Here is a 25,130-nt window from a genome sequence, read left to right as displayed (position 1 = left end):
CACAGGGCTGGTGCGGGGGTACGCAGAGACGACGCCTACCCCGGTGGTGGCAGCGCGTCACGGCCCGTGGATATTTCCCCACCCACGGGTCCGTGCGCCCCGGGGTGTCCCCCCGGCCCGGTTTCTCAGCCGGTACGGACCAGCAGTGCGGTCGCGATGGCGGCCAGCCCCTCCGCACGCCCGGTGAGCCCGAGTCCGTCGGTGGTGGTGCCGGAGACGGAGACCGGTGCGCCGACGGCCTCGGAGAGCGCCTTCTGGGCCTCTTCCCGGCGCTTGCCGATCTTGGGCCGTACGCCGATGACCTGGATGGCCACATTGCCGATGGCGAAGCCCTCGGCCCGCACGATCCGGGCCGCCTCCGTCAGCAGGGCGACCCCGGAGGCGCCGGACCACTCGGGGCGGGAGGTGCCGAAGTGGGCGCCGAGATCGCCGACGCCCGCGGCGGAGAAGAGGGCGTCACAGGCGGCGTGTGCGGCCACATCGCCGTCGGAGTGCCCGGCGAGGCCGTCCTCGCCCGGCCAGAGGAGCCCGGCGCACCACAGCTCGCGGCCCGTCTCGAAGGCGTGGACATCGGTACCGACTCCGATGAGCGGCAGCGCGGCGGGAAGCGCGGCGGGCACGGTCTCAGAAGCCATCGTTGGCCCTCCTGCGGGCGAGTACGGCCTCGGCCAGGACGAGGTCGAGCGGACGGGTCACCTTGAACGCCTCCTCGTGGCCGGGAACGACCACCACCGGGCCGCCGAGCCGCTCCACGAGCCCCGCGCAGTCGGTGGCGCCGTCGCCGTCGCTCCCGCCCGTGGCGGCGTGGGCGCGGACCAGGGTCTCGCGGTCGAAGCCCTGCGGGGTCTGCACAGCCCGCAGCCGGGCCCGCTCGGGGGTCGCGACGACGGGCTCCGGCTCACCCTTCTCCGCCCCCTCGCGCGGCTCGACCTCCTTCACGGTGTCGGCCAGCGGCAGCGCCGGGACCACGGCACGGGCCCCGTCCCGTACGGCGTCGATGACGGCGTCCACCGTGTCGACGGGGACCAGCGGGCGGGCGGCGTCGTGGACGAGGACGATGGAGACATCGCCGGGCAGCGCCTCCAGACCGAGGCGGACCGACTCCTGGCGGTTGGCGCCGCCGGGCACGACGACCACATCGGTGCGGTCGGGCAGGGCGAGATCGGTGAGCAGGGTCCGGACCGCCGGGGTGTCGTCCGGTGGGGCGACGACCACGACGAGCGAGACCGCGTTGGAGGCCGCCATCGCGCGGACGGCGTGCACGAGCATGGGCGTGCCGTTGAGCGTACGGAGCGCCTTGGGGGCGCCGGGGCCCAGCCGCAGCCCGCGGCCGGCGGCCGGGATCACGGCCGCGGTACGGGGCGGGAGCGAGACGTTCGACATCGGTTGCACTCCGACAGGTTTGTTTCCTCGGCCGACATGGGTATGGCCACAGCGTGCCGGGCGCGACGCCTTGACGGACCCTTCCGTGACGATCCGGTCTGCGCCAGCCACCCGGGCCCGGCACACCCGTCATGGGTGCCCTGTGCCCCCTTGCGGGTGTCCCGCGCCGTGGTACGACACCCCTGTGGTGCGACACACAGGGGAGACGAACATGCCGCAGCGCCCGGCGACAGTCCCATGGTCAGAAATGATCATGATATGTCAACGGGCACCGCGGCATTGGTGCGCCTTACGTCAGGACGCGAGGACCTCGTCGAGCAGAGCCTCGGCCTTGTCCTCGTTGGTGTTCTCGGCGAGCGCCAGCTCGCTCACCAGGATCTGTCGCGCCTTCGCGAGCATCCGCTTCTCGCCGGCGGAAAGCCCGCGCTCGCGCTCGCGACGCCACAGGTCCCGGACGACTTCGGCGACCTTGATGACATCGCCGGAGGCGAGCTTCTCAAGGTTTGCCTTGTAGCGGCGGGACCAGTTGGTCGGCTCCTCCGCGTAGGGTGCCCGCAGCACCTCGAAGACCCGGTCCAGCCCGTCCTGACCGACCACGTCCCGTACACCCACGAACTCGGCGTTGTCCGCCGGCACGCGAACCGTCAGGTCACCCTGCGCGACCTTGAGCACCAAGTAGGTCTTGTCCACGCCTTTGATCTGGCGAGTTTCGATGGCCTCGATCAGCGCGGCCCCGTGATGGGGATAGACCACGGTGTCGCCAACCTTGAACGTCATGTGACAGGTACCCCTTCCGTGGCTATCCAGGGTAACACGGATACGGCTTCTACTGAATGGCGTTTTCGCAGGTCAGGGCATATCTCGGGGCTTGACAACAGCGATGCGAACGTGCTGCGGGCGACTTCCGGAAGGGGGTATTCGCAGGTCGGAGCCGCTGCGCGGGGGAGGCGAAAGGCGTACGTTACACCCGCCCCGGAGGGCCCGGACATGGCTGAACGTCCCGTTTTGCCGGGTTCCGGGCGGTGAACTTCCCGTACTCCGTTCGGCGGTCGCTCACCCGTCCGGACGACCGTCCCGCCGAATCCGAAATTGATCAACGAACTCCCGGCGAACGCAAAAGAAAGGAATGTGTACGGGGTCGCCAGAATTGATCATCAGCGGTTTTGGGAACGGCACGCGAAACACGGTTCCGGAACTTCCGGGGGGTCCGTTCCGGCGTTCACCGGAGGCGGCGCGATACGGGACGCGGTACGGGGCGCCGTACGGAATGTGGCGAACGCCACGCCCCCCGGAGCCCGGCACGGAGGCGGGCGCGAGGGCGCGGAGGAGGGTGCCGGAGCCCCGTACCCCCAAGTGGCGGGTCGGGTGAGACCGGCCGGACGCGCCTCTGTAATGTGATCGGCGAACTGTGGTGATCTCGGGCGGTATCGCGAACTGACGCGGCCGGGACCGGGATTGCCCGGCTTCGCACGAACCGTCACCCGACCGTACCGCTACGCCCAAGGAGATGCCGCCGCCGTGAGCCTCCCCCAAACTCCGTCCGGGGGCGCCCCTCGCCTTCGCCGCGGCGCCCTCGCCGTGACCGCTGTCGTGCTGTCGTTCACCGCCCTGACCGCCTGTGGCGCGGGCAACAACGCGGAGTCCCTCGGCGTCAAGCCGGACAACCCGATGGTGAACGTCGACACGATCAGCGTCCAGAACGCGAACGTCATCACCCAGCCCAAGGCCGGCCAGGCGGGCCCCGCGGTGGTCTCCGCGACCATCTTCAACAAGGGCACCAAGGACCAGACGGTCGAGTCGATCACCCTCAAGGACGGCGCCTCGGTCGAGCTGAAGCCCGCCAAGGGCGCCGGCCCGCTCGTCGTGCCCGCCGAGGGCATGGTCATCATCGGCGGCAAGGACAACGCCACCGCGATGATCGCCGACGGCACCGCGCTGACCGGGAACATCGGCGGTGTGCAGGAGGTCGTCTTCAACCTCAGCGACACCGGCGCCGTGAAGCTCGACGCCTTCGTCGTCCCCGCGGAGAGCTACTTCAAGGAGTACGGCCCGTCGGCCGCGCCGCCGGCCCCGAAGCCCGCGGCGACCGCCTCCACCTCCCCGTCGGGTGAGCCCTCCGGCACCGCCTCGCAGCCCGCCGAGGGCCAGCCGGGCGCCGAGGGCGAGCCGGTCGAGAGCGCCACTCAGGGCACCGAGGGTGCCGTCGAGGGCGAGCAGACCGAGGAGACCGACGCCGCGCACTGATCGCGGAAGCACGGACTCCACCCCGGGCGGCCCCCGGGCAGGCGAAGGGCCCCACCGGAACTCCGGCGGGGCCCTTTCCCGTACCGCGGGTGCGGCGCTCGGCTGTCACCTGGGCGGCGCCGTGTCACGGACCCGGGCGCCCGCCGTCCTACGGCTCGAACTTGTAGCCGAGGCCCCGGACGGTCACCAGATAGCGCGGCGCCCCCGGATCGGGCTCGATCTTGGCGCGCAGCCGCTTGACGTGGACATCGAGGGTCTTGGTGTCCCCGACGTAGTCCGCGCCCCAGACCCGGTCGATGAGCTGCATCCGGGTGAGCACCCGGCCCGCGTTGCGCAGCAACATCTCCAGCAGGTCGAACTCCTTCAGCGGGAGGTCGATCTTGAGCCCGGAGACCGTGACGACATGGCGGTCCACGTCCATCCGCACCGGACCGGCCTCCAGGGCCGCCGGGGTGACCTCCTCCGGCTCCCCCCGGCGGCGCAGCACCGCACGGATCCGGGCGACCAGCTCCCGTGAGGAGAAGGGCTTGGTGACATAGTCGTCGGCGCCTATTTCCAGCCCGACGACCTTGTCGATCTCGCTGTCCTTGGCGGTCACCATGATCACCGGGACATTGGACTTGCCGCGCAGCTGACGGCAGACCTCGGTCCCCGGCAGGCCGGGCAGCATCAGGTCGAGCAGTACGAGGTCGGCGCCGTTGCGCTCGAACTCGTCGAGCCCCTCGGGACCCGTGGCCGCCACCGCGACCTCGAAGCCTTCCTTGCGGAGCATGTAGGACAGGGCGTCGCTGAAGGATTCCTCATCCTCGACGACGAGCACTCGGGTCACGGAAGGACCTCCGGGGCAGGGATGTCGGTATCGGTGTCAACTACGGGGACGGACGGGATGGACGGGACGGGGGTGACGGCGGCCTGGTACGCCTCCGGCCCGGGGACTGGTTCCGCGATGGGGTCCGGGCCGGAGGCGGATGCGGTGGCGTCTCCCGGTCTGTCGTCCGGGGAGGTCCCGGGGGTCGGGCCGGTGGGGTGGTCGGAGCGGCCGGTGGTGTCGGATCTGTGGGAGCTGGCGGAGCTGTGGGGGTCGCCGGCGCCGTGGGAGCCGCCGGATACATCGGAGCTGTCGGTGGTACGTGCACCACGGTCCCGCGTCGAGCGCGCCTCGGGAAGACGGAGGGTGAAGGTCGAACCCTGGCCCTCGGTACTCCACACCGTGACCTCACCGCCGTGCGAGGCGGCGACATGCTTGACGATGGCGAGCCCGAGGCCGGTGCCACCGGTGGCGCGGGAGCGGGCGGGGTCGACACGGTAGAACCGTTCGAAGATCCGCTCGCGGTCCTTCTCCGATATCCCGATGCCCTGGTCGGTGACGGCGATCTCGATGAACCCGGCCGAGCCGTTCCCCGGGCCGGGGACCCGGCGGGCCGAGATGCCCACCCGGGTCCTGGCCGGGGAGTAGTTCACCGCATTCTCCACCAGATTGCCGAGAGCGGCGGCCAGCTTGCCGCGATTGCCCCAGATGTGCAGCCCGGAGGTGCCACCACTGGCCATGGTGATCTGCTTGGTGGAGGCCGGATGCCGGGAACGGTCTATGGCCTCGGCCACCAGCTCGTCCACCCGGACCGGCTCGGCGTCCTCCAGCGGGTCGTCGTTCTGCACCCGGGAGAGGTCGATCAGCTCCTGGACGAGATTGGTCAGCCGGGTCGCCTCGATCTGCATCCGCCCGGCGAAGCGGGTGACCGCCTCCGGGTCGTCGGCGGCGTCCATGACCGCCTCGGAGAGCAGCGAGAGCGCGCCGACGGGCGTTTTCAGCTCATGGCTGACATTGGCCACGAAATCCCGGCGCACGGCCTCGATCCGGCGCGCCTCGGTCAGATCCTCGACCAGCAGCAGCACCAGCCGGGAGCCGAGGGGAGCCACCCGGGCGGAGACGGCCAGCGCCTCGCCCCGGCCGGTGCCCCGGCGTGGAAGATCCAGTTCCACCTGGCGTATCTCGCCGTCCCTGCGGGTGTCCCGGGCCATCTGGAGCATCGCGTCGACCGTCAGTTTTCCGCCACGCACCAGCCCCAGGGCGTACGCCGCCGAGCTGGCCTTCACCACGGAGTCGCTCTCGTCCAGCACGACCGCGGAGGAGCGCAGCACGGACAGGACGGTGTCGACACCGGGCGGCAGCACCGCGTCGGTATGCAGCGAGGTCCGGCTGGGCCTGCGCTGCTCCCGCTCGCTCCAGCGGAACGCCAGCATGGCGACCACGCCGGTCAGCAGACCGGCGATCGCAGCCACTGCGGCGACCGCCGCGTTCACGTCCATGCTTCCAGGTTATGCGGGGCGTCGGACATGCTCACAGCCGATCGGGGGGCGGCGCGATCAGTCGTCGCCCAGAGTTCACCGAGGGGACCGGGCCGGTTCATTTGGCCGGGAGGCGTCGGACGCGTTGCGAGCCCACCGTGGGAGCGTGGGGGTCCGAGAGCCATGCGGACACCCGTTCACCTGTCGAAAGGGAATTCGATGCGGGACGCGTACCACGAGGAACTGGACTCGATCAGCGAGGGGCTGGTCGAGATGGCCAGGCTGGTCGGCTCCGCCATAGGGCGCGCCACCACGGCCATGCTCGACGCGGATCTCAAGATGGCCGAAAGTGTCATTGCCGCAGATCAGAAGGTTGACAGCCTTCAGCATGACCTGGAGGCGCGGGCCATCGCCCTGCTGGCCCGGCAGCAGCCGGTCGCCACCGATCTGCGGATCGTGGTCACCTCGCTGCGGATGAGCGCGGATCTGGAGCGCTCGGGCGATCTGGCCCAGCATGTGGCCAAGCTGGCCCGGCTGCGCTTCCCCGATTCCGCGGTGCCGCGGGATCTCCAGGCGACCATTCTGGAGATGGGGCAGCTGGCCCAGCGACTGATGGCCAAGGCCGCCGAAGTGATCATCACCAAGGACATAGACCTGGCGCTCCAGCTGGAGACCGACGACGACGAGATGGATCTGCTCCACCGCACGCTCTTCCAGCATCTGATGGACGACCGCTGGAAGCACGGCATCGAGACCGCCGTCGATGTGACCCTGCTGGGCCGTTACTACGAGCGCTTCGCCGATCACGCGGTATCGGTGGCGAAGCGGGTGGTGTACCTGGTGACAGGTGAGCACGCCAATGAGCTCCAGCCCAGCACCACGGAGGAGGGCGCATAAGGTCCGCATTCGGGTGGACCGGCGCATGCCTCCACGCGCTGTTGATGCGCCCGCCGCGCCGGGCGTCCAATGGCCAGGGGCGCTGCCTTCACCACCCGCCCGCTCCGTCATGGCTCGTACGCTCCTGAGGAGGGACCCATGGCCGATTCCACGACATCCATCCCACGCGAGACCCCGCCCGGTCTCGCACCGCTCTCCAGCTGCGCCTGTGGTCCGGGCTGCGGCTGCGGCTGCCAGTCGGGCGGCTCCTGCCAGTGCGGCGGGGGCTGCGGCTGACCGCCGGCGGTACCACTGCCCGGGGCCCCCGCCCCGCCCGGATCTCCGGACGGACGGGGGTCCCGGTCCGTTCCGCGCCCGGCGCACGGCCCGTACGGGACGCGTGCGCCGCTTCCTTCGCTACCGGTCGCGCTACTTCTTGCCCTGGTTCTTGACCGCCTCGATGGCGGCGGCCGCGGCGTCCGGGTCGAGGTAGGTGCCACCCGGCTTGAGCGGCTTGAAGTCGGCGTCCAGCTCGTAGACGAGCGGGATGCCGGTGGGGATGTTCAGCCCGGCGATGTCCTCGTCGGAAACGCCGTCCAGGTGCTTGACCAGCGCACGGAGGCTGTTCCCGTGGGCGGCGACCAGGACGGTGCGGCCGGCCAGCAGGTCCGGGACGATGCCGTCGTACCAGTACGGGAGCATCCGGACGCCGACGTCCTTCAGGCACTCGGTACGGGGGCGTACCTCCGGCGGGATGCTCGCGTAGCGGGCGTCGTCGCTCTGCGAGAACTCCGTGCCGTCCGCAAGCGGCGGCGGCGGGGTGTCGTAGGAGCGGCGCCAGAGCATGAACTGCTCCTCGCCGAACTCGGCGAGCGTCTGGGCCTTGTCCTTGCCCTGGAGGGCGCCGTAGTGGCGCTCGTTGAGACGCCAGGAGCGGTGGACCGGGATCCAGTGCCGGTCCGCGGACTCCAGCGCGAGCTGGGCGGTGCGGATCGCGCGCTTCTGGAGCGAGGTGTGCAGGACATCGGGGAGCAGACCCGCGTCCTTCAGCAGCTCGCCGCCGCGGACCGCCTCCTTCTCGCCCTTCTCGGTGAGATTGACGTCCACCCAGCCGGTGAACAGGTTCTTCGCGTTCCATTCGCTCTCGCCGTGGCGGAGGAGGATCAGCTTGTACGGTGCGTCGGCCATGGCTCCGAGAGTATCCGAGCCCTGCGCACGGACGTGCGGGGACCGGCCCCGCGTCCGGTCGGCGAGACGGCCGGACCGGCCGGTGGACGAGACGGCGGGACCCCGATCGACGCCCGATTGACGGTCGATTGACGGGGAACGTCAATCGACTGGCCTTCCGGCGCATCCCGTACGTAACGTGCGCCTACCGAATGAGCCACTTACGCCATCGGCGTGAACGTCCTGGGGTCCTGGGGGGAACAGATGTCCGCTGCCGCTGTGCGCCGTGCGGTGAGGGAGAGCGTCTCGGGGTTGCCCCGGGAGTTCTGGTGGCTGTGGGCCAGCACCCTGGTGAACCGGCTGGGCGGCTTCGTCGCCACCTTCCTGGTCCTGTATCTCACCGCCGACCAGGGGTACTCCGCCGCCTTCGCGGGACTGGTGGTCTCGCTCTACGGGCTCGGCGGAGTGGTCTCATCGCTCGGCGGCGGGGTGATGGCCGACCGGCTGGGGCGCCGCCCCACCCTGCTCATCGCCCAGCTGGGCACCGCGGTCTCGGTGGCGGCGCTCGCCTTTGTGCACCACCCGGTGGCCATCGCCGCCGTGGCCTGTCTGGTGGGCATGGCGACCAATGCCTCCCGGCCCGCCGTCCAGGCGATGATGGCGGACATCGTGCCGCCCGAGGACCGGGTCCGGGCGTTCTCGCTGAACTACTGGGCCATCAACCTCGGCTTCGCGATCTCCGCGGTCGCGGCGGGCTTCATCGCCGAGTACAGCTATCTGGCGGGCTTCCTCGGTGAGGCGGCGATGACCCTGCTCTGCGCGGTCCTCGTCTATGTGAAGGTGCCGGAGTCCCGGCCCGAGCGCGACCCGGCGGCGCCGGGGGTGGAGGAGCCCGAGGTCGGTCTGGGGACCGTACTGCGCGACCGCCGGTTCATGGGCGTGGTCGGACTCTCCTTCCTGATCGCGCTGATCTTTATGCAGGGCCATGTCGGGGTGCCGCTGGCGATGGGCGCGGACGGGCTCTCCACCTCGGACTTCGGCACGGTCATGGCGTTGAACGGGGTACTGATCGTGGTCCTCCAGATCCCGGTCACCCGTCTCATCGAGCACCGCGATCCACGCCGGCTGCTGATCGTCTCCTCGCTGCTGGCGGGGTACGGCTTCGGGCTGACCGCGTTCGCCGGATCGGTGGGCCTGTACGCGCTGACGGTGGTCGTCTGGACGCTGGCGGAGATCGTGAACGCGCCGACCCAGACCGGCCTGGTGGTACGGCTCTCGCCGGTGCACGGGCGGGGGCGCTACCAGGGGGTGTACGCGCTGACCTGGTCGGTGGCGACGCTGGTGGCACCGCTGGCGGCGGGGTTCGTGATCGACGGCTTCGGGGCGGCCTGGCTGTGGGGGATGTCCGCGGCGCTGGGCACGCTCGCCGCGGTGGGGTACTGGGCGCTGATGCGGAAGCTGCCGGAGAGCGTGGTGGCCGCGGGCGGAAAGGTCCCCCCGAAGGAGGACGGGGCCGGCCGGCGTTCCGGCCGGCCGGCCCGAGCGGGGTCGGGTCAGGTCAGGTGATGCTGCCCTGGGCGTCCCACATCGCCTTCACGCTGTCGTCGAAGTACGGGCTCTGATTCCAGCCGCCCGAGCTGATCGTGCTCATCACACCGTTCTGCGAGCCGAGACCATTGGCGTCGTTGAACTCACGCAGCCAGGGACCGCCGCTCGATCCGCCGCCGAAATCACACTGCATCTCGATGCGCGGGTCGAAGAGGCCGTAGGCCCGGGTGGTTCCCTGACAGACCCATTGCAGCTCGCCGTTGTCCCGGTTTCCGGGGTAACCGAAGATGGTCATCGGCTGATTACGGCTGAAGTTCCAGCTGAGACCGTGGCCGCCGGTGACATTGACGACCTTGTTGTTGTTGAGCGGCCAGGTGGTGACCATGGCGACATCACGCGTGAGATCGCTGCTGTTGACCCAGCTGGTGAAGGAGCGGAACTGCTTCGCCGCGAAGGTGCCGAACGGGCGGGCGCCCTGCCGGTAGCGGGGAATGTAGACCCAGTTCTGCATCCACTGGCCCGCGCTGCCGCTGCCGCCGGTGTTCACACAGTGCCCGGCGGTGGTGACCATCTGCTTGGACGCGCTGTTGATCGCGGCGGCCGAGCACATGTAGTTGAGGCCGTTGACCGGGTTCCGGAAGTACACCTTGCCGACCGCGGCCGACTCATTGATCCGGGGCGCCGCCCGGTCCCCCTTCACAGTGGGCCTGGCGGCGGGGGTGGAGCCGGGGGCGCCGGTGGGTCCGGCCTTGCGCGGGGCGCCCTCGGTGAGCGGGGCGCCGGGCGGGACATCGGCGGGGATGGCCTTCGCCATCCGCTCCGGCGTCCAGTACTTCTCCAGCTTGGCGAGGTCACCGCGGGAGTCGACGGCCGACCCGTCGGAGAGTGCGGCCGTCGCGGTGGTGGTGGCACCGGCCTTGTCCGGGCCTCCGGGGACGGAGGGCTTGGCGGCGGCGATCTCGACCGTTCCGATGATCAGGGCGAGCGTGGCCACGGAGGGCAGGATTATTCGCCTTAACTGGCGCACAGGAGAAGCCTTTCCGGCATGTGTCGGGGGAAAATCACGTCATGATCGCGCTGTTCCTGACGAGGGAAGTGCTCTCGGCCGACCGATGGTCCATCGGATGTCACACAGCGGTAAAGAGAGCAGGTGTTCCCGAGTCAGATATGCGCCAGGGCTGAAGGAACCCCCGGGCACCGCAGTTGAAGGCGGGTTGGCCTGTGCAACATTCCTGAAACAAACCCCTAAGCGGATGCACCGCTATACGGACATAGCCCTGTCGGAGAGCCCGGCGAATGGCCGATTCCCGATATACGGCGCCCTGTTCTTTCAGCCGTTTCCATGGATTCAGGCCGTGCCGATTGAACCTCGGGCGCGCCGTGGACGTACCGAAGAGGGCATTCGGAAGTGCTCAGGGTGCTTGGGGGGCCTTGGGGGGCTCGGGAGGCGGACCGCCGGGGCCCGGGGCCGGGGCGCCGGGGCCGGCGGCGGTCACCCGGGTGCCCGGATGGGCGAGCGCGCAGAGGAACGCGGCGACCAGGGCGAGGGCCATCCCGTGGAACACCCACTGATTGGCCTCGGCGAAGTCCATCCGGATCGCCCCCGCCGAGTCCCGCAGCGCCTCCCCCACCGGCCCCTCCCCCGCCAGCGGCTCCCGTCCGCCGCCATGGCCCGCCACCGTCCGCGCGATGCCCTGGGCGGCCTCCGCGGCCACCGCGTCGGGCACCCCCCTGGACTCCAGCGTCCCGGTGATCCGGTCGACGGTGACCCGGCTGAGGACCGTCCCGTACACCGCGAGTCCCACCGCCGCCGCGTAGTTGCGGACCGTCTGGGTGATCCCGGTGACCTCGCCGTACGAGGCGTCGATGGCGCGGTTCACCGAGTCCGTCGACGCCGGGGCGAGCAGCAGCCCGATGCCCGCGCCCGCGAGGACCACATAGGGCCACTGCGCCGAGAACGACAGATCGGTGAGTTTCAGGGACCAGAGCCAGAAGCCGACGGCGCCGATCGCGGAGCCGAGCAGCAGCGCGGGCCGGGCGCCCCGCTTGTCCAGCATCCGGCCGCCGATCTGGGTGGCGATCACAAAGCCGAGGAAGAACCAGAGCAGGTAGAGGGCGGCCTCGTTGGGCGACTTCCCCAGCGAGACCTGGGCGTAGACGGAGGCGAAGAAGAAGAGCGGGACAAAGGCGAGCATCGCGAAGAAGACGGTCGCGGTGTCGGCGCTGAAGGCGCGGTCCCGGAAGACCCGCAGCTTGATCAGGGGCTGGGCGGGGACCCGTAGCTCGTACACACAGAAGACCACCAGCAGCGCGGCGCCCACCAGGACACAGCCCCAGGTGGCGGGCGAGGCCCAGCCCCATTCGGAGGCCTGCTGGAGGCCGAGGACGCTCAGTGCCATCCCGAGGGCGACCAGGACCGCGCCGGGGATGTCGAGCCGTTCGCGGCGTCCGGTGTCGGGGATGCGGGCGAGCACCGTGAGGACGACGGCGACCAGGGCGACGGGGACGTTCACCCAGAAGATCGCCCGCCAGGTCCAGGCGGTGAGCACCCCGCCGAGCAGCGGGCCGATGGCGGTGAGCGCGCCGGAGAGCCCGAAGAAGAGGGCGAGGGCGCGGCCCCGGCGTTCCACCGGGAAGACGGCGGTGACCACGGCGAGCGCGGCGGGGAAGAGCAGTGCGGCGCCCACGCCCTGGACCGCGCGGAAGGTGATCATCCATGCCTGGGCGTACTCCCCGGCGGGCACGCAGCCGCAGAGGACGGAGGCGGTCACGAAGATCAGGGTGCCGATGAGGGTGACCCGGCGGTGGCCGTGGATGTCGGCCAGCCGGCCGCCGAGGGCGAAGCAGGCGGCGAGGGCGAGCAGATAGGCGTTGACCACCCAGCGGATGCCGGCGGTGGTGAGCCCCAGCTCCTCGGTGATGTCCGGGGCGGCGATGGCGACGATGGTCTGGTCGATGAAGGTCATCGCCACCGCGAACATCATCGCGGCGAGGGCCAGCTGTCGGCGGGGTTCCGGGTGCCCCGGGTGCTCCGGGTGTCCCGGGGCACCCGGGGTGGCGCCCTCCGCCGCCGGGAGTCCGGAGGGGGTCCCTCCGGCACCTCCGGCGGAGGGCGGCGCTCCGGTCGGGGCCCCGGAGGTGCGGCGCGGGTCCCCGGGGCCGCCGTCACCCGGCACAGAAGCCATAGGGGGATTCTCACCGGGGGTACGGGGTGGCGCACGCCCAGTGAGCGGGTGGGGGACGCCCCCCGGCCCCCGGCCCCCGGGCGGCGGGCGCCCAGGGGGTGCGGGGGCGCGGGTCCGGCTCAGAGCGCGCGCTGGGCCCGGTGGAGATTGGGCGGCCACACCCCGCCCGGCGCCCCGTACGCCTCCAGCCGGGAGTCGAGCGCCCCGGTGAAGTCCGGGCGGTCGGTCTGGTCGAACTCACGGACCGTGGAGATCGCCACCGTCGCGCTCCAGGGGGCGACCCCGTCGATCCGCACCAGACCGGCGCGCCCATTGGTGACCGTCACATTCCAATGGGCGAACCGGGCGCCGTAGAGCGGTCCGGCGGAGGCGTCCCCGCCGTGCCGCCCGTTGTTGTCGACGGTGATCTCGGTCCGGACATTGGCGAACGGCATGCCCCGGTGGGTGTCGAAGGTCCCCATCCCCATCACCCCCCGCGACCAGACATTGTGGCTGGAGAGCCCCTCCACATTGATGCCGTGCAGCTGGGTGCCGGGCGGGAACGGGACGGTGGCGCGGGCGACGGTGAAGTCCTCCACCAGATTGTCGTGGGCGCCCTCCCGGCAGAAGTACGGGTGGTGGTTGCCCCGCCCCTCCACCCGGGTGCGCGTGAGGGTGCAGGCGGAGGCGGCGACCAACCCGAAGGAGTTGTCCGCGTGCCGGACCGTGATGTCGTCGGCCCAGCAGTCGTACGCGCACTGGAAGGTGACGCCGTTGTACCCCTTGTCCAGCAGATGCGGCGACTGCGGGGTCTCGACCGCCTCCAGGGTCAGCCCCTCCACCCCCGCGTCGGTGAGCGGGGCGACCGGGGTGACGATCCGGGGGTCCCACTCGGGGCGCAGATCCAGCGGCAGCGGACGTTCCAGGGTGACCCGGTCCTGTTTCACCGAGATGATCCGTACCGGCCACTCGTAGGGGACATAGCTGGTCAGCTTGGTCTTGTCGGACCATTCATAGGACTCGGGGCCCGGTCCGCCGCCCGCCATGTGCTTCAGCAGGGTGTACCGGTCGTCGTCGGCGATCCGCAGCAGCACCAGCCGGCCCGGGTACAGCCCCCGGGGGTCGGCCACGGTGATCGTCCAGTCGCCCCGGCGGGCCGGGCGGACGGGGGTGAGGGTGCGCCACTCGTCCCGGCGGTTGCCGGTCCAGCCCTCGAAGGGCCAGTCCTTCGCCTTGATCGCGTCGACGAGGGAGGTCCAGCGGGCCTCGGGGCAGAGCCAGATCAGCCCGCCCGCCCAGGACCAGGAGGACTTGTCGCCGCCGTACCGGCTGCCGTAGGGGCCGATCAGCTCGGTCAGATGGCGGGTGGCGAGCAGGGTGGTCCGGCCGCTGCCCGCGCCCCGCAGGACGACACCGCTGTGGGCGATCCGGATGACCCCGTCGATCCGGAACACCCCGGGTGGCAGGGTGACCGTACCGCCGCCGCGCCGGCCGACGGCGGCGAGGGCGCGGTTGATCGCGGGGGCGCAGTCGGTGGATCCGCCGGGGACGGCTCCGTGGTCGAGGGCGCTGACGGTACGGGCGCGATGGCGGCGGCGGGGGCTGCGGCTGCCCGCCCGGCCGACATAGGGGATCTGCGGATGGGTGAAGGGGGTGCGCCGGTACTCCTCCCAGAGCGCGGCGGCGGGGGGCTGTGGAGCTCCGGGACCCGCGGCCGCACCGGGGCCCATCGTCGCGGGGCCCATCGCCGTGCCGGAGCCCGTCGCCGTGCCGGGTGGCCGTGTCGTCTCCCGCCCCGCGGCGGCGGCGCTCCCCCTGGAGGCCCAGGCCGCCGCCACGGCGGTGGCGGTACCGATCAGGGTGCGTCTGCCGATGTCGCGCCGGTCGTTCTCCATCCCGTACCCGCCTTCCGCGCCGCGCCCGGACATCAGACGGCCCGGGGGCTCCCGAGTTCCCTTGCAGAATCATGGATATGAACGATGTTCACGTGTACGTCAGTGCGCGGGGTGAGCATGCCATGGCCCGCACGGGCGCGGGAAGGGGTCGTGCACCCGGGAGGCGCGGAAAAGTGATGGCTGGTCAACGAGGCCGCACGGAAAGGGTCAGGACTCCGTGGTCGGCAGATCCTTGGTCAGGTGTGTGAACGCGTCCAGATTGCGGGTGGACTCGCCGCGCGACACCCGCCAGGTGTACTCCCGCCGGATCGCCTCCGCGAAGCCCAGCTCCAGCAGGGTGTTGAAGGCCCCGTCGGCGGCTTCGAGCACCGAGCCGAGCAGCCGGTCCAGCTCCTCGGAGGTGACCACGGCGAGCGGGAGCCGGCCGGTGAGATAGATGTCGCCGAGGCCGTCGATCGCGTAGGTCACCCCGTACAGCCGGAGATTGCGCTCCAGCAGCCAGCGGTGGACCGCCGCCTCGTTCTCGTCGGGGTGGCGGATGACGAAGGCGTTGAGGGAGAGGGAGTGGCGGCCGACCCGCAGCGAGCAGGTGGTGGAGAGCTTCCGGGTGCCGGGGAGGGCGACCACATAGGAGCCGGGGGCGGGGGTCTCCCAGGAGAGGCCGGCGTCGGTGAGGGTGCGCTCGATGACCGAGGCGACGGCGGTACCGGGCCCCTGCTCCTCGGCGGTGCCGGGGTCGTCTCCGGCCCCGGGGGCGGTGCCGGCGCCTGCGGCCGGGGCGGAGGGCGTCGCCGGATCCGGGGCCTGCCGTGCGTCAGACATGGTGCGAGCGTACCCGGCCCCGGTGTTCGCGCAGGGCAGCCGCGTAGACGGAGGCGGTGGCCTCCGCCGCCCGGTCCCAGCCGAAGGTCCCGGCGTGCCGGGCCGCCGCCGTCCCCATCCGGTCCGCCAGCGCGGGGTCGGCCAGCAGCCGGTGGAGCGCGTCGGCGTAGTCGTCGGGGTCATGGCCGGCGATCAGGATGCCGGTCTCACCGTCGCGCACGGCGACCGGCAGACCGCCGACCCCGGCGGCGACCACCGGGGTGCCCACCGCCTGTGCCTCGATCGCGACCAGGCCGAACGACTCGCTGTGGCTCGGCATCACGAGTGCGGAGGCGGCGCGGAACCAGTCGGCGAGCGCCTCCTGGCGCACCGGCGGATGGAAGTGGACGACATCGGCGATACCCAGCCGGGCGGCGAGCTTCTGGAGCCCTTCGGGGCGGGCGAGTCCGCTGCCGCTGGGGCCGCCGACCACCGGGACATACAGCCGGGGGCGCAGTTCGGGACGCCGCTCCAGCAGCCGGGCGACCGCGCGCAGCAGCACGTCCGGGGCCTTCAGGGGCTGTATTCGGCCCGCGAAGAGGGGGACGAAGGCATCCTGGGGGACGCCCAGCCGGGCCCGCGCGGCGGTCCGGCCGTCGGCGGGGCGGAAGCGGTCGAGATTGACCCCCGGGTGGACGACGGCGACCTTCGCCGGGTCGGCGTCGTAGAAGGCGACGAGTTCATCGGCCTCCTCGGCGGTGTTGGCGATCAGCCGGTCGGAGGCGCCCACGATCTGGGTCTCGCCGATCACCCGGGAGGCGGGTTCGGGGGTGTCGCCCTCGGCGAGGGAGGCGTTCTTGACCTTGGCCATGGTGTGCATGGCATGGACCAGGGGCACGCCCCAGCGTTCGGCGGCGAGCCAGCCGACATGGCCGGAGAGCCAGTAGTGGGAGTGGACCAGGTCGTAGTGGTCGGGCCGGTGGCGGGCCCAGGAGCGCATCACCCCGTGGGTGAAGGCGCAGAGCTGGCCGGGCAGCTCCTCCTTGGCGAGCCCCTCGTACGGTCCGGCGTCGACATGGCGGACCAGGACACCCGGGGTGAGTTCGACGGTGGGGGGCAGCCCTCCGGAGGTCGCCCGGGTGAAGATCTCGACCTCGATGCCGAGGGCGGCGAGACGGCGGGCCAGCTCGACGATGTAGACGTTCATCCCGCCCGCGTCGCCGGTGCCGGGCTGGTGGAGGGGGGAGGTGTGGACGCTGAGCATCGCGATCCGGCGCGGTACGCGGGAGGGGCCGGAGAGGGCGACGCGCGGCCCCCGGAAAGCGGCGCCGGTGACCCGTCCTCCGGTATCGGCGGCCCGCCCGGTGACATCCGTGGCCCGTCCCCCGGCTTCGGTGACCCGCCCGGTGACATCCGTGGCCCGCCCAACGGCCTCGGCGGCCCGCTCGGTGACCCGTCCGGTGACATCGCCGGTGCTGCCGAGCCGGGAGACGTACTGGCCGTAGTGGCTCACGTCGGCGTTTCCTCCTCGTTCCGGCCGGGCGCGGTGGCCGGGTGCCGGGCGGGGCTGGCGGGGGCGGTCTCGGGGCATGGCGAGCCGGCCCGGCTGGGTCCGCTCTCCACGGCCCACAACGGCGGGAGGGAGGATTCCATTTCCGCGCCCCGGCCACTTTGCCCAATCGTTACCGTGGGACTCCCCGGGGGTACGGTCGGCTTAGGCTCGTCCCCATGACCCACTCCCGCCCGGTCGGCACCCCCACGCGCGGGACGACCAACACCAATCGGCTGCGCCGGATGGACCGCTGGATCGCCGCCGTGCAGGGCCCGGCGCTGCGCCGCAGCGACCATCCGCTCGCGGTCGACCTCGGGTACGGCGCGGCCCCCTGGACCACGCTTGAGCTGCTGCGCCGGCTGCGGACCGCCGATCCCCGGTGTGCGGTCGTCGGGATCGAGATCGCTCCGGAGCGGGTCGAGGCGGCCCGGCCCTATGAGCGGGAGGGGCTCGCCTTCCGCCATGGCGGCTTCGAGGTCCCGGTGGCGGGGCGCCCTCTGCTGATCCGTGCCGCGAATGTGCTGCGGCAGTACGACGAGGACCAGGTCCGGGCGGTCTGGGAGCGGCTGTGCGGGCGGCTGGCGCCGGAGGGGCTGCTGGTGGAGGGGACCTGTGACGAGATCGGGCGGCGGCATGTCTGGGTGGCGCTGGGGCCGTCGGGGCCGCGCACGGTGACCTTCGCGACCCGGCTCGGCTCCCTGGACCGGCCATCGGACCTGGCGGAGCGGCTGCCGAAGGCGCTGATCCACCGCAATGTGCCGGGCGAGCCGGTCCATGCCTTTCTGCGGGACTTCGACCGGGCGTGGGCGGCGGCGGCCCCCTATGCCTCGCTCGGTGCCCGGCAGCGCTGGATCAGAGCGGTACGGGAGCTGGGGGCGGACTGGCCGCTGGCGGACGACCACCGGCGGTGGCGGCAGGGAGAGGTGACGGTCGAGTGGGCGGCGCTCGCGCCGGGCCCGGGGGCCACCTTCTGAGCGATCCCCTCCGATGGCCCGCCGCCGCCCTGACCGGCCCGCTCCCCGAGCAGCCCTCTCGAACATTCGCTCGAACGGGTGAATGTTCCTGTGAATCGATGATCGAGGGAACGCGGGGGCGGTGCCGTTCGTCAGCGCTGTCGGAGGCGGTCGCCGGAAGGTGCCCGTCGCCGGGTCCGCAACTGGGGCCACCGCCGGGTCCACCGCCGGGGGTGGACGGCGGTCGACCCTGTCGTTTCGGCGGGCTCCGTGGCACCATCACGTAGTCGCCGTGGGCGTTACTGACGGTAAATCAGGCGATCCATCAGACGGTACATCAGAGGAATGGGCACTCCGCCGGCCGGAGAGCCCAGGAGGGGGATCGGTGCTCCGACGACGCCGCTGGACCACCGCAGCGATCACCGTGGTCTGCGCTCTGACCGTGCTCGTGACACCGGGCGTCGCACTGGCCGCCCCGGCCGGGACGGTGGCGACCGTGCCGCTGGGGCCGCCCCTGGCCCCCGAGCCGCCCGCGCCCGGGACACCGGGCAAACCCTCGCTGGAGCAGGTGCGCCTGGAGATAGAGGACCTCTATCACCAGGCGGTCTCCGCCACCGACGCGTACAACCTCGCCAAGGAGCGCACCGAGCGGCAGTCGGCCGAGCTGGTGAAGCTGGCACGCCAGGCCGACCAGGGGGCGGAGCGGCTCGACCGGCTGAAGGAGCGGGCGGGCGCCGCCGCCCGGGAGCAGTACCGGGGCGGCGGGCTGCCGCAGGGCGCCCAGTTCCTGCTGACGGACGACCCGGGGCTGTTCCTCGACAGCGCCGAGCGGGTGCGCCAGGGGATGAAGGCCACCGGGGACCTGGTGACCGAGCTGGACCGCGCCCAGCGGGAGCTGGAGGCGTACACCCGGCAGGCCGGCACCGAGTGGCGGCGGCTCGACCGGGACCGCCAGGCGCAGGAGAAGGCCAAGAAGGAGATCACCGCCAGGATCGCCGAGGCCCGCGAGCTGGAGAGCAGCCTGGAGGAGAAGGAGCGCGAGCGGATGCTCGCGCTGGAGCGGGCGGCGGCCGAGCGGGCGCAGCGGGAGTGGCTGGAGGCCACCGAGCTGCGGCAGGAGACGGCCGACGGAGCGGGTGACTCGGGGAGCGATGGCCGCCAGGCGGACGGCCCGCGGGAGGGCGGCCCGGGGTCGGGCGCGGGTGCCGAGGCGGTGGACTTCGCCAGGGCGCAGCTGGGCAAGCCGTACGGCTGGGGCGCGGAGGGGCCCAGGGCGTTCGACTGCTCGGGGCTGACCTCGAAGGCGTGGGCGGCGGCGGATGTGGCGATACCCCGCACCTCGCAGGAGCAGTGGCGGAAGCTGCCCCGGGTGGCGGTGGAGGACATGCGGCCCGGCGATCTGATCATCTACCACGCCGACGCCAGCCATGTGGGGATGTACATAGGCGACGGACAGATCATCCATGCGCCCCGTCCCGGACGCATGGTGTCGGTGGCGGGCGCGGGCTCGATGAAGATCCTCGGCGTGGTCCGCCCGTCGGCGTAGCGCACCACCGTCCACCGGGCCGGCGCGCCCGGCGGAGTGATCCACCGTGCGGCCGGCGGGACACGGAGGTGTCACGGAGCAGCCAGAGGGCAGCCCTCCGCCGGCTGACCGAGGGTGTCCACCCCGTGACGGCGGGCCGCCGAAGGCGTGATGTTCGTCATGAGCGGAGCCCCAACCGCCGGTCCATGCCCGGCATATCGCCACTCCCCGGCCCGTTCTCGTTCCCTTGCGGCCGGACGGACCGCTAAGGTCCCCGACGGGCGGGCGACGAACGTCGCCGCGCCGCGCCCGGGGGGAGGGAAGGACCCGTACCCATGCCCGCACCACCCGTATCCGTACCGCTCCAGCAGAGCGCAGCCACCGTGGAGGGCGCCGTGGAGACCGTCACCCGCGGTCCCGTCCCGGCCACCGGCGATCTCACCCTGCTGGTGATCGAGGACGATCCGGCGGGCACCTTCGCCGTTCCGGAGCTGCTGGACTCCCCCGGCTCCCGGGTCAGGGTGCGCAGCGCGCGCAACCTCACCGAGGCCGGGCGGCTGCTCACCGACGATGTCCACTGCGTCCTGGTGGACCTCGCCCTGCCGGACGGCGGGGACGGCGGCGGGGACGGTCTGGAGCCGCTGCGGCGGGTGCTGCGGCTCGCGCCCCGGCAGGCGGTGCTCGCCCTGACCACCTCGGACGACGCCGAGCGGGCCGCCGAGGCGGTCCGGCTCGGGGCCCAGGACCATCTCTTCCGCGACGAGCTGGACGGCCGGCTGGTCCGGCGCACCGTGCGGTACGCGGTGGAGCGCAAGCGCGCCGACACCGCCCAGCGGAAGCTGGCCGAGTCCCGGCTCACGGCCCAGGAGAACGCCCGGCTGGAGCGCGGGCTGCTGCCCACACCGCTGCTCCAGGGGTCGGCGCTGCGGTTCGCCGCCCGCTATCGTCCGGGCCGCTCCCGGGCGCTGCTCGGCGGGGACTTCTATGACACCGTCCGCACCCCGGACGGCACGGTGCACGCCATGATCGGCGATGTCTGCGGCCATGGCCCGGACGAGGCGGCGCTCGGGGTGGAGCTGCGGATCGCCTGGCGGGCGCTGACCCTGGCGGGGCTGTACGGGGACGAGCTGCTGTCGACGCTCCAGCGGGTGCTGGAGCACGAGCGGGAGAGCGAGGAGATCTTCGCGACGCTCTGCACGGTCGACATCGCTCCGGACGGCGAGCGGGCCGAGCTGTGTCTGGCGGGCCATCCGGCGCCGCTGATCACCCAGAACGGCGGGGCGGGGCGGCTGCTGCCGTACGACCACGGTCCGGCGCTCGGGCTGCTGCCGTGTGCGCGCTGGCCGCGCCATCAGGTGGAGCTGGGGCCCGAGTGGAGCCTGATGCTCTACACCGACGGGCTGATCGAGGGCCGGGCCGCCCCGGGCGAGCGGCGGCGGCTCGGTGACGAGGGCATGCTGACCGTGGTGAACCGGCAGCTGGCCGAGGGGCTCCGGGGCGAGGCGCTGCTCGACTCCGCCGTCGCAGAGGTGCGGCGGCTCAACGGCGGGGAGCTGACCGACGATCTCGCGGTGCTGCTGCTGGGCGGGGCCTGACCGGGCCGTCGCCCGCCCCGGCCGGGGCGGGCGGTGTTACCGGCCGCCGTTGTACGGGCCGTAGGGGCCGTCGCTGCTGGAGCCGCCGCGTCCGCCGCGGCCTCCCTTGCCCCGGCCGGTGACCTGGGCGAGCGCGGGCCGGACATCGACGAAGAAGACGATGGAGGCGACCAGTCCCAGCAGGGACAGGAACAACCAGCCGACCAGCAGATTCACCGCGACGGTGACACCGAGGACGACCAGCCAGAAGGGCTTGGTCTGCTTGTCGGCGGCGCGGAAGGCGTCCTCCCTGGTGAAGAGCGCCATGCAGAACGCCACCACCGAGGTGACCAGGAACACCAGGGAAACGATCAGCATCAGGGTGTTCTCGAAGTTCACGTGCAGCATCGTCAGCACCGCCTAGACCTTGTGAGTGATGGAAGCGACCGGCCCCGCCACGGTACCCGTGGAACGGGCCGGACGCCCCGAAGGGTGCCCGGCCCGTGAGGTCCGCACGCTTCTACTGGGCGGCGGGCGGGGTGCTCTTCTTCGCCGCGGGCCTGCGGGGCGCGGTCTTGCGGGCGGCGGGCTTCGCGGGGGCGTCACCGGCGGTCCTGGCGCCACCGCCGTCGGCGGCCTTGGCCTGACGGGTCCGGGACGGGTTCGCCGCGGCGGCCGGCGCGGGCTCCCGCTTCGGCTCGGGCTCCACGGCCACGGCGATCTCCGTCAGCTCCTCGGCCGCCTCGCCACGCCAGGAGCGGACGGTCTGCTCACCGTGCTCGGCGACCTTCTCGTAGGTCTCGCGGGCCTTCACCGCGTACTCGGCGGCGACGCCCACTCCGCGCAGGGCCAGGTCCTGGGCGGTCTCACCGATCTTCTTCAGATCGGCGTCGAAGCCGCCGATCACATCGGTGACCACGGACTGCACGGTGGCCTGGGCCTCCTTGGCCTGGGTGGTCACCTTCTCCTGCACGGCCTTGGGGTCGGCGTTGCGCACGGCGTCGATCCGGGCGGGGGCCTCGGCGGCCAGCTGCTCGATGAGCGCGGGCACCTTGCGGGCCTGCTGGACGGCGAGGTCGGCCGTACCGGCGGCGAAGTAGAGGGGGGTCGGGTCGGTGAACGTCTTGCGGAGGTCTTCGGTGATGGCCATGGATGGTCCTCCTGGAACGCGGTCAGTGTGAGGGTGTGCCGGCCTCGCCGGGGCCACCCGCGGCATCGCGGGGCCCCTCGGCCGTGGTGTCCGCCCCGGCGCGGGAGTCGGTGTCCGTCGCGGCCTCGGCCGCGCCGGCTCCCGCGTCCGCTATGGAGCCACCCGGATCCGCCGCGGCCTCCGCCTCCAGGGCGTTCTCCTTGCGGAAGGAGTCGTAGATCTGGAGCAGTACGGCCTTCTGCCGCTCGCTGAGGGACGGGTCGGCGATGATCACCGCCCGCGTCTCCAGCTCGTCCCGATCCCGCTCGTCCAGGATCCCGGCGCGTACGTACAGCGTCTCCGCGGAGATCCGCAGCGCCTTGGCGACCTGCTGGAGCACCTCGGCGCTGGGCTTGCGCAGCCCGCGCTCGATCTGGCTCAGATACGGATTGGACACCCCGGCGGCATCGGCGAGCTGCCGCAGCGAGAGCTGGGCCGTGCGCCGCTGCTCGCGCAGATACTCTCCGAGATTGCCGACGTTGAGTGATGCCATGCTCCGATGGTGCCCACCCTCGCTAACTTTTGCAAGCAAGTGCTTGCAAAAGTGTTCCACACCACTGAGGCCTTGCAGGCCAACTGGCCAGTTTCACGCCACTTGGCCTGTGTGTTCAGGGTTTCTGGCCGAGGTTTCAAGCTTCGTGGCCAGCGCGGCGGGCCGCGTGGGAGGTTTCAGCCGGCTGGAGGCCGCTCGGACTGGCTGTCGGGGCAACGGGGATTGAGGAACATCGGAACGAAAACCGGCGCTAAGCCCTCCGTGCTCTCCAGAGCCCGTTGACCTGCGGTTCCGTGGTGGTTGAACCTTCGGCAGTCGTGTTGATCAACTGCCTGGAGGTCCGGGGTGCCGGTCGAGTTTCTGACGGCTCGGCCGACTGCGGGCCGCCCGCCCGGCGGCCCTCCGCTTCGCCGGGCCCCGCCCGCACCCCGGGCGGCAGCGGCGCGAGGTCCTGGGACACCCTTCCGTCCCGGCTGTGATTCACGTCACTGCCGGCGGCTCGGTGCAGCACTCGGCCCCGCTCCGCCGTCATGGGGGCAGTGATCGGGACGGGACGAGGAGAGGAGGTCGGCGGGTGAGGTTTCGCAGGAGCGGTCCGGGCATCGGATTCACGGAGTTCGTCGCACATCGGTCGGGAGCGTTGTTCCGCACCGCGTATGCGCTGACCGGTGACGTGCACGTGGCCGAGGATCTGGTGCAGGAGGCGCTGGAGCGGGCGTGCCGACAGTGGCGGAAGGTCGCGGTGGCGGACTCGCCGGAGGCGTACGTGCGCAAAGTGCTGGTCAACCTGGCCAACGACCGTTGGCGGCGGCTGTCGCGCCGGGGCGAGCGCCCCGGGCTGTCGGGGGTGCCCGAGACGGCCGACCCCCGGGACCGGTTCGGGCAGGTGGATCTGCGCGCGGAACTGATCGAGGCACTGCTCGGGCTGCCGATGGGCATGCGCAGCGTGGTGGTCCTGTACTACCTGCACGATCTGGACGCCCGGCAGGTCGCCGACGTCCTGGACATCTCTTCGAGTGCGGTGAGGTCCCAGCTCGCCCGCGGCCTGGCCAAGCTGCGCGATTCCGTATCGGGCGCCCAGGCGCCGCACACGCCGTCGGCCGCTTTCGGAGGTACGAAGTGAGGAACACGTCGTCCGGACCTGCCCCGTTCGAGCCGGGCCTCGAAGCCGAGCTGCGTGCCGCGGTGGCCTCCTTCGCCGACGGGCCGACGGCGCCGGTCGTCGACGCGGCCGCGATCGAGCGAGCCGTCAGCCGCAGCCGCACCCGCCGGGCGCTCCTCGCCACCGCTGCGGCGTGCTGCGTGCTGGCGGGCGCCACGGTGGGGTTCTTCGCGCTGAAGCCCGTGCCGCCCGCGCCCGGCGCCTCCCCGTCCCTGTCCCCACCGGCGAACGGGGCGTGCACCCCGCTCGCCACCGGCACCCCCAAGAGCGGAAGCGCCGAGGCGACTCCGACACAGGAGCAGGAGCAGACCGCGGGAGCGGGCATCGCGCTGCCGGACCTGGCCGGCATGCCGGTCGAACAGGCCGGAAGCCTGCTGCGCGGACTCGGACTGAGCTGCACGATCATGCGGCACACGGACTGGAACGCTCCCGCCGGGCAGGTGATCAGCAGTCAGCCCCGGGGCGGCGCAGAACCGGTGGCACCGGGCTCGTCCGTCCTCCTGCTGGTCTCGACGGGCAAACCCGGCGGAACCTGAGCGACCGGGCCCTTCGGCCCGCGCACCGGCCGAGTGACCCAGGGGCCGGTGCCGGGCAATCCGTCGACCGCGGCGCACCGGCTGGACGCCCGCCCCTCCGGGCCGCTGCTGGACTTTTCCTGGACGCGCGGGCCTGGACGACCGGGGAGGGCCTGGTGGTCGAGGAACTCCTGCAGCACCGCATCGACACGGCGACGCACGTCCCGCAGGTCCAGGGGGTCAGGGGGTCAGGGGGTCAGGGGGCAACCGCACGACGTTCACGCTCCTCCGGCCAGCCCGTGGCCCGTCACCGGGTAGCCGGTGTCGGCGTGAAGGGTGGTGCACCGCGGGGCCTGGCCGTGAACCAGTTCACCAGCCCCGCCACCAGGACGAACAGCCCTGCCGGGGAGCGCGCTGGAGCGCACACCAGCGCGCACCGCTCCGCGCGCGGGTCAGCGGCGGGCGTCCCCGGGCGCGAGCAGAGCGGTGACGTCCGCGATGGCGGCCGCCGAGGGTTTGAAGTACCGGCGGACGTTCTCGACCTTCTTGTGCCGGGACTTGGCCATCAGCATCAGCTCGGAGGCGCCCTGCTCGCCGAGGTGGGTCAAGCCGGAGTGGCGGTACTCGTGCAGGTCCCAGCCGGTGCCCGGCCCGGCGTGCGCGGTGTGCTGGTCGAGCAGCGCGCGGGCCTGGCCGTAGGAGAGGCGGGCTAGGGAGTGTCTTCAAAGTAGCGTCGTTCGCCCGGAGGGCGGGCCGGGCGGGGTCTGGTGCGTGCAATCGCAAGGCGGAGGAGGGAGTCCATG

22 protein-coding genes and 1 pseudogene are annotated in these 25,130 nt (G+C 72.1%); 8 read left to right on the top strand and 15 right to left on the bottom strand.

What is annotated here, in order from left to right:
- Positions 1-125: 125 nt before the first annotated feature.
- The 3 genes from ispF to ABT354_RS32055 all read right to left on the bottom strand — a co-directional run bounded on the left by ispF (position 126) and on the right by ABT354_RS32055 (position 2,160).
- A complete protein-coding gene (gene ispF / locus ABT354_RS32065; protein ID WP_351500310.1) occupies positions 126-635 on the bottom strand; it encodes a 2-C-methyl-D-erythritol 2,4-cyclodiphosphate synthase in 510 nt (169 codons plus the stop codon).
- Positions 625-1,383, bottom strand: a complete 759-nt coding sequence (gene ispD / locus ABT354_RS32060) for a 2-C-methyl-D-erythritol 4-phosphate cytidylyltransferase (RefSeq protein ID WP_351500308.1) — start codon at positions 1,381-1,383, stop codon at positions 625-627. Before ispD ends, ispF begins: the two co-directional genes overlap by 11 nt.
- 294 nt (positions 1,384-1,677) lie before the next feature.
- Positions 1,678-2,160 carry a CarD family transcriptional regulator gene (locus tag ABT354_RS32055; RefSeq protein WP_003953493.1) on the bottom strand — a complete coding sequence of 161 codons (483 nt, stop codon included), beginning with the start codon at positions 2,158-2,160 and terminating at the stop codon, positions 1,678-1,680.
- Between the two features lie 801 nt (positions 2,161-2,961).
- Here ABT354_RS32055 and ABT354_RS32050 point away from each other — a divergent pair.
- Positions 2,962-3,627, top strand: a complete 666-nt coding sequence (locus ABT354_RS32050; RefSeq protein ID WP_351500306.1) for a hypothetical protein — start codon at positions 2,962-2,964, stop codon at positions 3,625-3,627.
- Positions 3,628-3,775: 148 nt separating this feature from the next.
- Here ABT354_RS32050 and phoP read toward each other — a convergent pair whose 3' ends face one another.
- Both phoP and ABT354_RS32040 read right to left on the bottom strand, forming a co-directional pair.
- Positions 3,776-4,447 carry a two-component system response regulator PhoP gene (phoP, locus tag ABT354_RS32045; protein WP_502983540.1) on the bottom strand — a complete coding sequence of 224 codons (672 nt, stop codon included), beginning with the start codon at positions 4,445-4,447 and terminating at the stop codon, positions 3,776-3,778.
- 5 nt (positions 4,448-4,452) lie between these two features.
- Positions 4,453-5,934: a sensor histidine kinase gene (locus ABT354_RS32040; protein WP_351500302.1), complete on the bottom strand. Its 1,482-nt coding sequence runs from the start codon at positions 5,932-5,934 to the stop codon at positions 4,453-4,455.
- A 198-nt stretch (positions 5,935-6,132) separates the two neighbouring features.
- On the opposite strand from ABT354_RS32040, the gene phoU reads away from it, so the two are divergent.
- The gene (phoU, locus tag ABT354_RS32035) at positions 6,133-6,810 is read left to right on the top strand and encodes a phosphate signaling complex protein PhoU (RefSeq protein ID WP_351500300.1); all 678 of its coding nucleotides are present in this window, start codon (positions 6,133-6,135) and stop codon (positions 6,808-6,810) included.
- A 408-nt stretch (positions 6,811-7,218) separates the two neighbouring features.
- On the opposite strand, the gene ABT354_RS32030 is transcribed toward phoU, so the two are convergent.
- Positions 7,219-7,977, bottom strand: coding sequence for a phosphoglyceromutase (locus tag ABT354_RS32030; protein ID WP_351500298.1), 759 nt, complete (start codon positions 7,975-7,977; stop codon positions 7,219-7,221).
- Positions 7,978-8,220: 243 nt separating this feature from the next.
- Between ABT354_RS32030 and ABT354_RS32025 the strand changes: the two genes are divergently transcribed.
- Positions 8,221-9,522 (top strand): MDR family MFS transporter, encoded by a 1,302-nt coding sequence (locus ABT354_RS32025; RefSeq protein WP_351500296.1) that lies wholly within the window; start codon positions 8,221-8,223, stop codon positions 9,520-9,522.
- On the opposite strand, the gene ABT354_RS32020 is transcribed toward ABT354_RS32025, so the two are convergent.
- The 5 genes from ABT354_RS32020 to mshA all read right to left on the bottom strand — a co-directional run bounded on the left by ABT354_RS32020 (position 9,515) and on the right by mshA (position 16,877).
- Positions 9,515-10,498, bottom strand: a complete 984-nt coding sequence (locus tag ABT354_RS32020; protein ID WP_351500294.1) for a trypsin-like serine peptidase — start codon at positions 10,496-10,498, stop codon at positions 9,515-9,517. The genes ABT354_RS32025 and ABT354_RS32020 overlap by 8 nt on opposite strands.
- A gap of 418 nt (positions 10,499-10,916) precedes the next feature.
- Entirely contained in the window at positions 10,917-12,689 is a 1,773-nt protein-coding gene (locus ABT354_RS32015) for an MFS transporter (RefSeq protein ID WP_502983537.1), read from the bottom strand.
- A 119-nt stretch (positions 12,690-12,808) separates the two neighbouring features.
- Positions 12,809-14,563: a glycosyl hydrolase family 28-related protein gene (locus ABT354_RS32010; protein WP_351500292.1), complete on the bottom strand. Its 1,755-nt coding sequence runs from the start codon at positions 14,561-14,563 to the stop codon at positions 12,809-12,811.
- 207 nt (positions 14,564-14,770) lie between these two features.
- On the bottom strand, positions 14,771-15,385 hold the full coding sequence (locus ABT354_RS32005; protein ID WP_351500290.1) for a type III secretion system chaperone family protein: 615 nt from the start codon (positions 15,383-15,385) through the stop codon (positions 14,771-14,773).
- On the bottom strand, positions 15,378-16,877 hold the full coding sequence (gene mshA, locus ABT354_RS32000; RefSeq protein WP_351500288.1) for a D-inositol-3-phosphate glycosyltransferase: 1,500 nt from the start codon (positions 16,875-16,877) through the stop codon (positions 15,378-15,380). Before mshA ends, ABT354_RS32005 begins: the two co-directional genes overlap by 8 nt.
- A gap of 215 nt (positions 16,878-17,092) precedes the next feature.
- Here mshA and ABT354_RS31995 point away from each other — a divergent pair, with 215 nt between their 5' ends.
- The 3 genes from ABT354_RS31995 to ABT354_RS31985 all read left to right on the top strand — a co-directional run bounded on the left by ABT354_RS31995 (position 17,093) and on the right by ABT354_RS31985 (position 20,989).
- Complete coding sequence (locus ABT354_RS31995; RefSeq protein WP_351500286.1) at positions 17,093-17,890, top strand: class I SAM-dependent methyltransferase; 798 nt, start codon at positions 17,093-17,095, stop codon at positions 17,888-17,890.
- 364 nt (positions 17,891-18,254) lie between these two features.
- Positions 18,255-19,415: a C40 family peptidase gene (locus ABT354_RS31990; RefSeq protein ID WP_351500284.1), complete on the top strand. Its 1,161-nt coding sequence runs from the start codon at positions 18,255-18,257 to the stop codon at positions 19,413-19,415.
- 314 nt (positions 19,416-19,729) lie between these two features.
- Positions 19,730-20,989, top strand: a complete 1,260-nt coding sequence (locus ABT354_RS31985; protein WP_351500282.1) for a PP2C family protein-serine/threonine phosphatase — start codon at positions 19,730-19,732, stop codon at positions 20,987-20,989.
- Positions 20,990-21,025: 36 nt separating this feature from the next.
- On the opposite strand, the gene ABT354_RS31980 is transcribed toward ABT354_RS31985, so the two are convergent.
- The 3 genes from ABT354_RS31980 to ABT354_RS31970 all read right to left on the bottom strand — a co-directional run bounded on the left by ABT354_RS31980 (position 21,026) and on the right by ABT354_RS31970 (position 22,650).
- Positions 21,026-21,376 carry a DUF2516 family protein gene (locus ABT354_RS31980; RefSeq protein WP_351500280.1) on the bottom strand — a complete coding sequence of 117 codons (351 nt, stop codon included), beginning with the start codon at positions 21,374-21,376 and terminating at the stop codon, positions 21,026-21,028.
- Positions 21,377-21,488: 112 nt separating this feature from the next.
- Positions 21,489-22,118, bottom strand: coding sequence for a hypothetical protein (locus ABT354_RS31975; protein WP_351500277.1), 630 nt, complete (start codon positions 22,116-22,118; stop codon positions 21,489-21,491).
- Positions 22,119-22,140: 22 nt separating this feature from the next.
- A complete protein-coding gene (locus ABT354_RS31970; protein ID WP_351500275.1) occupies positions 22,141-22,650 on the bottom strand; it encodes a helix-turn-helix domain-containing protein in 510 nt (169 codons plus the stop codon).
- A gap of 601 nt (positions 22,651-23,251) precedes the next feature.
- Between ABT354_RS31970 and ABT354_RS31965 the strand changes: the two genes are divergently transcribed.
- Positions 23,252-23,773: a SigE family RNA polymerase sigma factor gene (locus ABT354_RS31965; protein WP_351500409.1), complete on the top strand. Its 522-nt coding sequence runs from the start codon at positions 23,252-23,254 to the stop codon at positions 23,771-23,773.
- The gene (locus ABT354_RS31960; RefSeq protein ID WP_351500273.1) at positions 23,770-24,348 is read left to right on the top strand and encodes a PASTA domain-containing protein; all 579 of its coding nucleotides are present in this window, start codon (positions 23,770-23,772) and stop codon (positions 24,346-24,348) included. The genes ABT354_RS31965 and ABT354_RS31960 overlap by 4 nt, the downstream gene beginning before the upstream one ends.
- 431 nt (positions 24,349-24,779) lie before the next feature.
- Here the strand turns inward: ABT354_RS31960 and ABT354_RS31955 are convergent.
- Positions 24,780-25,048 (bottom strand): annotated as a pseudogene (locus tag ABT354_RS31955) (site-specific integrase); the annotation flags it as partial.
- Between the last annotated feature and the right edge of the window lie 82 nt (positions 25,049-25,130).

Source organism: Streptomyces sp. NPDC000594, assembly GCF_040299965.1.
Classification (GTDB): Bacteria; Actinomycetota; Actinomycetes; order Streptomycetales; family Streptomycetaceae; genus Streptomyces.
This window is presented reverse-complemented; position numbering and strand designations above follow the sequence as displayed.